The following is a 7,221-nucleotide window of genomic DNA, read 5'->3' on the forward strand; positions in this document are numbered from 1 at the left end:
ATACGCTCTACCCATCGTGAGGGCTCACCACTCCGGATAGCCGTAAGGGTCCATCATGTAGGGCGGGGGCATCCAGTGTTCTCGCGGCGGCCTGGGCCGCCGAGGTGCGGGTGCGGCTATGTGCTGGCGCGCAGCCGTGTCGTTCTCCTTCATCACGGTCCGAGCGGCGGGTTTCGCGGATGACGCAGCAAGCTGCGCTTGCAACGCCTGGACCTGCGCGGCGAGGCGCGCATTGTCCCCCGCATCTTTCTCCTGCGCCGTCTTGAGTTGTTGAATGGCGTCGGCCTGCTCGCGAAGCGTTTGCTCGTGACGGCTCTTCAGTTGCTCGAGCTTGTCGTTGATGTTCGCAAGCGACTGCGTGATGGTCTTGAGCGATTGCGTAAGCTCGGCGGATGCCTGGTCGGGCGGTGTGGCGGCGGCCGGCGGAGCGCTTTCGGCTTGCTTTTGCGCTTCCTTGGTCGCTTGCTTTTCCGAGTCCTTGGGGACCGGCGGTGCCGGCATGGACGTCGGCTCATCGGCAGCAGCCAGCTGGACCGCTGGCGGCTGCGCCGGACCGCGAATCTCTGATACCTCCGGGGGCGGATTCGCGCCCGGCGGGGCCCATCGCGCCATGATCGCCTTGGCCTCGTCGCGATATTGCGAAGCGAAGGCAGCACCGAGGACGCCTATCGCCAGTAACAGGCCAACGAAGGCGCGCAGCATGGGCCGGTCCGCTTTCAGGCCTTGAGGGCGAACCTTGCTCGGCGGCGGCGGCGCTTTGTCCGGAGGAGCGTCGGCTCGTTCCGCACCGGCGTCTACTAGCGGGGCTGGCGGGGGCGGGCTGTCGCCGCGTTCCAATCCGGAAACCAGTCGGTCCAGCCGTGCGAGTTCTTCATTGGCGCTCTTGATCCGTTCATAGGCCCGCGTCAGCTCGCCGTCGGCGCGCTGCGGGCCCTGCGGATTATCCGGCTTCGGCTCGTCCGGCTTGGGCTCGTCCGGCATGGGGTCGTCAGGCTTGGGGTCGTGCGACTCAGGCACCGATGCGCTCTCCATTCAGTCCGTTCGTCAACGGAATGAGTGCGGCAGTCCGAGATTGCTGAGGATAGTTCCCGCCGCCGTCGTGATCAAGACAACGCGAAGGTGTGGGAGAATTTATGGCGACCTCGGCACGCGGTGCGTTGTGCTATGGTATGGCGTGGAGGAAGTGCAATGAGAGTCCTTACCGCGATACTCGCCCTGCTTCTTTCAAGTCCGGCCTCCGCCCAGGACTGCCAGACATGCTCGATGGCCGACGCCTGCATGAAGGAGTACCTCAAGGCGACGTCGGAGGCCCAAAGGGCCACCAAGCAAGCCATCCGGGACTGGAAGCAGAATCTGGACAGGAAGGCCTCCGCGGAATTGTCCAGCAGGGGCATAAGCGCACTGCAAGACACCATGGAGACGCAGGTTCGTTCGGAGCTGGAGCGCCTGAAGGATTGTTTGGCGAAGATCAGGTAGGGAGCAAAGGAGGATGCGATGAAATCGCTTTTGCTGCTCACGGCGAGCGGGCCGCTGCTCATTCTTACATCGCACGAGTCCCTGAACGACCAGAGGCTCCTTGAGGTGCTCAGGAACAAGGGGATCGGCAAGTTCGTCGGCTTCGAGGTTCCCCTGGCGCTCGCGAGAGCGCGCTACGGCGGGCACTTTCAGGCGGTCGAAAGCAATCTGCACGAGACCGATGATCTGAGGGTCCTCGACTTCAACGGCCAGCGGGTCTTTCAGCTGTTTCGGTTCGACGAACTGGGTTCGCCGGCCCTGATAGAACATTTGTGATCCGGTTTTGTCTCGAAGCATCGATCGAGCCTGCCAGAGGAGCCTGCTATGACATCCTATACCGTCGGGTTGAAGCTCGGGATGCGCGCCAAGGCGCTCACGATCGACGCCGAGGATGCATTGGTCGCGGCGCTGAAGATCAAGCTCGAGAACCCCGAGGCCCTCGTCACCTACGTTCGCAAGTCAAATCGGCGCGGCGATCGTCGCCACCCGCACGAAGCGCTGCGGGTCAAGAAAACCGGCTAGCCACGGCTGCAGGTCTGTAGGGTAGGCAAAGCTTGTAGGATGGGTTGAGCGGAAGCGATACCCATCATCTTCGCTGCGGCAATTGATGGGTTTCGCTGCGCTCTGCTCATCCTACGGGTTGCGAGCCGATCTACCCTCAGCAGACATTCTGCCGGAAAAGATTGATTGGGAGGGAATCCTTTACCATGGCTTCCAGTCCCGGTTGAACCAATGGAGGTTTAGGAATTAAGGAAAAAATCTGCGGTATCTATGCCTGGATTTTACGGATGCGTCGGCTACGCCGTTCGACGTTGCCGCAGGTTACGGGAGCGTACGAGTCATGAGCGAGTATCGTGCTGCAGTCAGACATCACACGCTGAGGACCGGCATCATCGAATTCGACAACGGCACCGGCCGCATCATCAACGTGCCCTGTACGATCCGCGATGTTTCCGGCACCGGCGCCCGCCAGGCACTCAACAGCTCGCGATGGATCCCGGAGCAATTCACGTTGGTCTTCAGCAACGGACTGCGAAAGGACTGTCGGGTCGCGTGGCGCAAGGGGAGGCTGATCGGCAGCGCGTTCGTGGATGGATATGCGAGCCCGGACGAACAGGCCGTCATGATGACCGAGGAAGAGCAGTCCCGGCACAGGCGGCAGATTGGTGCGCGTGTCAGAAGTGCGCGCGAGACTCGCGGCTACACCGAAGTCCAGTTGGCGGAGCTCATCGGCGTCTCGCCCGGGTTTGTGTCACGTGCCGAGAATGGAGAGGTGGACATTCCTCTCTACCAGCTGATGCATATCGCCGATCTGCTGCAGGTCAGTCTCGACGGGCTTGTGGCAGGGCCGACGCCAAGCGGTTTGCCCGGGGAAGTCGACGCGGCGTAGTGGGGGCAGCAAAGCTCGCAGGATGGGTCGAGCGAAGCGATACCCATCATCTTCGCCGCGGCAACTGATGGGTATCGCTTCCGCCTTTGCTCTTCGAGCTACGTCGGACAAGTCGCTCCACCATCACTGTGGGCGAGCTCACTCAAAGCCTCGGCAGGACAATAGAACGTTAAGACTTGGCGGCGGCTGATTTGCGCGATTCCGATTCGTTCCTTGAGAACGAAGCAGAGTCAGATGCAGAACAAGATTTCCTGCATGGGTCCTAATTGCCGTCATCCGCCGCAAGGCGCAGGAATTGCCGCTTCATCGCGTTGACCCTGGAGACATAGCCCGCAACGAGATGATCGCCGCAGCGCTCGCCGGCCATCATCTGAAAGTGACGGCGTGCGTAGGCTAGCGCCGGACCTGCGCCGCAGAGATGGATCAGCGCGGCGAGATCCTGCTTCTGCTGCGCGCTTGCCTTCACATCGCCCGCCAGCGCAAGAACCGCCGCTACATTGCGGTCCAGATACACCGATGCCAGCTCGATGGCGTGGCTCGGGATTGCGCGGATATAGAAGCCGGTAGACCCGCAGCCGCTATCGGTGACCGCGTTGCCACGGACACAGAACCTGATAGCCTCGGCATAGGCCGGATTGGTCATCTGGTAGAGGCCGACGGCGCTGGAGGCGGGCTGGTAAAGCGCGAGGGGATTGAGGCTCAATCGCCAGCGCCAGTAGGTGCGCGCGACCGGATTGCCTGAACTCTCGACCTGCGCCAGCGCGGCCAGCAATTCGGGCGTGATCGTATCGGTGGAATGCTTGCGGAAGAGCGGCCCGTATTGTCGCCACGTCTCGGCCGGCTCCTTGTCGAGGGAGTTGCCGACAAGGAAGAACAGCTCGGTCGGCTTGCGGACCACGTGATAGACGATGTTCGTCAACGCCAGGACCGCAAGCAGGATCGCTGCGACACAAGCAATACGAACCGCTCGCGGCGCTCGCGCGAGCTTGCGTCGCGCCCACAGAGCGCCGCGCCGAAAGCTGCGAAGGCGGCTCTTGCGTTTTCTTGACATGCGTCTCGCGGGAGCACGTAGGATGGGTTGAGCCCTTGCGAAACCCGGACCTGACCGAGTTTGATGGGCGTTGCTTCGCTCTACCATCCCATGGGCTTGCTTGAAAATGTAGCTACAAGTGTGAAATGGCGCACAGACGGAAGCCGATCCGTCTGGTTGTGTCACGTGAATGTTGGCCCCTGCCTCCGGCGCAGGCCGTGAGAGGGGCATGCGGCAATCTCAGGAGCCTCGTCATGCGCGTCCAGAAGCTCACGGCCATGCTTTGCAGCTTTCGCATTGAGTTCACCTTGAGCGGGTGTACCGAGAGGTTTCGCGTGCGCTGAACAACGCGCACAGGGATTTTCTGGAGGCCCCGCCGGTGACGGACGGGGCCTTTTCCATTTGTGTCTGCTCACGTCTGGCCGGCGGCGCCTTCGCGATGAAGGACCGGGGTCATGTGGGAGTATTTTGGACCCGATTTCGCGTTTGACGTGGTGAAGGGAGTGGTCGCCGGAATAGCCTCGATGGCCTTTCAGGTCGTCGCTCCGCGGACCTTCCGTGCCGCGAAGCAGTTTCGCGCGCGCTGGGTTGCGAGGAAAGCTGCGAGGCGAGCGGCAAGGCGGGCACGCCGCGACGCGACGGCGATCGATGGGCGGTGAGAAGAGAATAGCTCGGATGGACTTCGTAGGGCGGGTTAGCCGAAGGCGTAACCCACCCTTCTGTCGTCGTGGAAACGAAAGAGGTGGGTTACGCCGAGCGAAATGCGCTTCGCGCAGTCGCAAGGCTAACCCACCCTACGCGCTGCGCTGGTTGAAATGCTACACACCGCAGCCGTCCCGGCACACCACCGGGCGGTTTCTTTTTTGTGCCGACGTGAACTGCTTCACACTGATTTTTCGGACCGGTCCTAAAATCAGCGGCGCGCAATGAAGCGCTTCTCGAATGTGGGAATTTGATCATGGCTATTGCACAACATTCAGCAATGCCGTCCCTAGTTCGTAGCTACGACGGCTTGATAATTCTTGGTTACGCGGCATTTGCCGCTATCGCGCTCGTCGCGATCTACTTCGCTGCGGGCGGCCCAAGCTTCAATGCCGCTGCTCTTTCAATGATGGATGTAATGCCACTAATGCGGTGGACTCTCGGCTGCTCGCTTCTGATTGCTGTCGGGGTCTGGCTGTCGGTTGGGCCGCCAGTGGCGGATGCGAGCAGCGCATACATCGCCGTTGCCAGACGCTGAGCGCGCGCGGCAACCCGTTGGCTAACCACCGTGTGGCTCCGTCATGTCCGACCGAGTGGAAAGATACTTGAAAATGGCAGAGGAATGCCGGCGGCGCGCAGCGGAAGTGCGCAATTCGGCGGATGAGCAAGCTTGGCTTGCACTAGCCGACGAATGGTCAAAGCTTGCGCAACGGAACTGCGACGACGCTAGCGGCCATGCTGCATCCGACTGACTGCAACAAGAAGATCGGGACGTTCGAGCACTTCGACGAGTTGATCGAGGATTACGCGTTCGTTGGTGCGTGGTAGGGGCTTGAGATACTCTTCCAGAATACGTTGCGCCTCCCCGAGGGCTTTGGCAGCTAGCTCTTCGTCACGCATGAAATCGCTCCGTTGCGATTGATGCCCTTTAATAAGTATTCGTGCATTTGGTTCCACAGACTTTCGACGATGCTCGCCGGAACGTCAGGGCGATTGCTAAGTTAGACCGATGCCCTTCCCCAAGGGCGGTACGGCCCCAGCTCACCCCCAAAGCCCCCCAGAGCTGGGGCCTTTTTTGCGTGCTGCACCGCTAGCGCTTGCTTCGCTGCTTGATCCCCGCCGGCACATACGCCTTCGGCGGCCACTTACGGAACTGCACGCCGGTTTCGGTGAAGACGATTCCGGCGTTGCTAAGCTCATTCATCAAGACAAACAACGTGCCTTCGTGCGGCTCGCGCTAAACGTGCGACGACGAAACGTCAAACGCCCGTGCCGTTGCCGAAGCGGTTGTTGGCTCATTTGCGGAGATGGTCGCGGCTGGGAATATCGAAGAGCCATTTCGTGGAGTGGAACGGCAAGTTCGTAGGATGGGTTGAGCTCTTGCGAAACCCATCATCTTCGCCGCGGTGATTGATGGGTTTCGCTGCGCTCTACCCATCCTACGAGCTGCGCTTCGCGCAGTCGCAAGGCTAACCTACCCTACGTTCTACGGTGGACAAGTCGCTCCACCATCACCGTGGGCAAGCCCAAAGCCTCAGTAAGAAATAGAACGTTAAGACTTGCCGTCGGCTGATTTGCGCGATTCCGATTCGTTCTTTGAGAACGAAGCAGAGTCAGATGCAGAACAAATTTCCTGCATGGCTCGCAGGGTGGGTTAGCCGAAGGCGTAACCCACCACTTCTCTCAGCGCACCGAAAGCAAAGAGGTGGGTTACGCTTCCGCCCGCCTTACGCTCGTTGAGCTTCGATCGACCCATGCTATCGGCTGCAAGATCGTGAAGATGCCTTGTCAGTTGCGCGGGTACCCGCGTGCGGTGCGAGGTCCGTCGGTTAATACATTGGTCATTCCTTTGCAGTCATTTTCACGGCCTCATTCAACAGGGAGGCACCATGTCTGACGTCACCATTCCCGGCGGAAAAATTCGTTCGTTCGTCGAGCGGATCGAGAATCTGGATACCGAATTGCAGGAGTTGAACGAGCAGAAGAAGGAAGTGTTTTCGGAAGCCAAGGCCGAGGGTTTCGATGTGAAGATCCTCAAGGAGATCATCAAGCTGCGGAAGCAGGACGAGGACGAGCGTGACGAGCGAGAAACCCTGCTTGATCTCTACATGAGAGCGATGGAGACGGCGGCGCCGGAACAGGCCGCCAAGGCAGCCTGATGGCAGCCTGATTCAATTCGAGCGACTCCAAACAGCGGCGCGAAGGATGGGCTGAGCACTTGCGAAGCCCATCATCTTCGTGAGGGCTGATGGGTATCGCTTCTGCCCTCGCTCGTCGAGCTACGGCGGACAAGTCACCCATCCTACGAGGCTGTGACTCTTTTCGTATCGAGCGTCAGGTGGATATGATTCTCTAAGCAGATTGATTTGCTGGAGAGAATGATGGCTGACGATAGACTTTTTGGCGAGTTGCCGGAACAGTCGGCGCCACGAACCGAAGCAGTGCCGCGGGGAGCACCTCGGCTGCGTGAGCCCTTGCGCGACCAGGTCGAATTGCGGGCGGTCGATATCGACAGCCTGATCGGGCAGGATCATCCTGTGCGGGTAATCTGGGCCTATGTTGAAGGGCTCGACCTGAGCGAGTT

9 protein-coding genes and 1 pseudogene are annotated in these 7,221 nt (G+C 60.3%); 7 read left to right on the plus strand and 3 right to left on the minus strand.

Features of this window, described 5'->3' with window-relative positions; genetic code table 11:
* Window positions 1-24 precede the first annotated feature (24 nt).
* Entirely contained in the window at window positions 25-1,017 is a 993-nt protein-coding gene (locus YUU_RS0136710; protein ID WP_027526799.1) for a hypothetical protein, read from the minus strand.
* 171 nt (window positions 1,018-1,188) lie between these two features.
* Here YUU_RS0136710 and YUU_RS0136715 point away from each other — a divergent pair, with 171 nt between their 5' ends.
* The 4 genes from YUU_RS0136715 (at window position 1,189) to YUU_RS0136730 (ending at window position 2,905) form a co-directional block, all read left to right on the plus strand.
* Window positions 1,189-1,476 carry a hypothetical protein gene (locus YUU_RS0136715; RefSeq protein WP_027526800.1) on the plus strand — a complete coding sequence of 96 codons (288 nt, stop codon included), beginning with the start codon at window positions 1,189-1,191 and terminating at the stop codon, window positions 1,474-1,476.
* 18 nt (window positions 1,477-1,494) lie between these two features.
* On the plus strand, window positions 1,495-1,791 hold the full coding sequence (locus YUU_RS0136720; protein WP_027526801.1) for a hypothetical protein: 297 nt from the start codon (window positions 1,495-1,497) through the stop codon (window positions 1,789-1,791).
* A gap of 48 nt (window positions 1,792-1,839) precedes the next feature.
* Window positions 1,840-2,037 (plus strand): hypothetical protein, encoded by a 198-nt coding sequence (locus YUU_RS0136725; RefSeq protein WP_027526802.1) that lies wholly within the window; start codon window positions 1,840-1,842, stop codon window positions 2,035-2,037.
* 319 nt (window positions 2,038-2,356) lie between these two features.
* On the plus strand, window positions 2,357-2,905 hold the full coding sequence (locus YUU_RS0136730) for a helix-turn-helix domain-containing protein (RefSeq protein ID WP_027526803.1): 549 nt from the start codon (window positions 2,357-2,359) through the stop codon (window positions 2,903-2,905).
* Window positions 2,906-3,167: 262 nt separating this feature from the next.
* Here the strand turns inward: YUU_RS0136730 and YUU_RS0136735 are convergent, their stop codons facing one another.
* Complete coding sequence (locus tag YUU_RS0136735; protein ID WP_027526804.1) at window positions 3,168-3,956, minus strand: transglycosylase SLT domain-containing protein; 789 nt, start codon at window positions 3,954-3,956, stop codon at window positions 3,168-3,170.
* A 937-nt stretch (window positions 3,957-4,893) separates the two neighbouring features.
* Between YUU_RS0136735 and YUU_RS0136750 the strand changes: the two genes are divergently transcribed.
* Window positions 4,894-5,175 carry a hypothetical protein gene (locus YUU_RS0136750; protein ID WP_156944709.1) on the plus strand — a complete coding sequence of 94 codons (282 nt, stop codon included), beginning with the start codon at window positions 4,894-4,896 and terminating at the stop codon, window positions 5,173-5,175.
* Between the two features lie 188 nt (window positions 5,176-5,363).
* On the opposite strand, the gene YUU_RS60510 is transcribed toward YUU_RS0136750, so the two are convergent.
* Window positions 5,364-5,537, minus strand: coding sequence for a hypothetical protein (locus YUU_RS60510; RefSeq protein WP_198031890.1), 174 nt, complete (start codon window positions 5,535-5,537; stop codon window positions 5,364-5,366).
* 989 nt (window positions 5,538-6,526) lie between these two features.
* Between YUU_RS60510 and YUU_RS0136765 the strand changes: the two genes are divergently transcribed.
* Both YUU_RS0136765 and YUU_RS0136770 read left to right on the plus strand, forming a co-directional pair.
* The gene (locus YUU_RS0136765) at window positions 6,527-6,796 is read left to right on the plus strand and encodes a DUF2312 domain-containing protein (protein ID WP_027526807.1); all 270 of its coding nucleotides are present in this window, start codon (window positions 6,527-6,529) and stop codon (window positions 6,794-6,796) included.
* A gap of 219 nt (window positions 6,797-7,015) precedes the next feature.
* A pseudogene (locus YUU_RS0136770) lies at window positions 7,016-7,221 on the plus strand (IS5/IS1182 family transposase); the annotation flags it as partial.

Source organism: Bradyrhizobium sp. Ec3.3 (assembly GCF_000472925.1).
Classification (GTDB): Bacteria; Pseudomonadota; Alphaproteobacteria; order Rhizobiales; family Xanthobacteraceae; genus Bradyrhizobium.

Bases quoted from the DNA above. Each gene is read 5' to 3' on its own strand.
- YUU_RS0136720 (WP_027526801.1), top strand. From the start codon at position 1,495: ATGAAATCGCTTTTGCTGCTCACGGCGAGCGGGCCGCTGCTCATTCTT.
- YUU_RS60510 (WP_198031890.1), bottom strand. From the start codon at position 5,537: ATGCGTGACGAAGAGCTAGCTGCCAAAGCCCTCGGGGAGGCGCAACGT.
- YUU_RS0136765 (WP_027526807.1), top strand. From the start codon at position 6,527: ATGTCTGACGTCACCATTCCCGGCGGAAAAATTCGTTCGTTCGTCGAG.
- YUU_RS0136715 (WP_027526800.1), top strand. From the start codon at position 1,189: ATGAGAGTCCTTACCGCGATACTCGCCCTGCTTCTTTCAAGTCCGGCC.
- YUU_RS0136725 (WP_027526802.1), top strand. From the start codon at position 1,840: ATGACATCCTATACCGTCGGGTTGAAGCTCGGGATGCGCGCCAAGGCG.
- YUU_RS0136735 (WP_027526804.1), bottom strand. From the start codon at position 3,956: ATGTCAAGAAAACGCAAGAGCCGCCTTCGCAGCTTTCGGCGCGGCGCT.
- YUU_RS0136730 (WP_027526803.1), top strand. From the start codon at position 2,357: ATGAGCGAGTATCGTGCTGCAGTCAGACATCACACGCTGAGGACCGGC.
- YUU_RS0136750 (WP_156944709.1), top strand. From the start codon at position 4,894: ATGGCTATTGCACAACATTCAGCAATGCCGTCCCTAGTTCGTAGCTAC.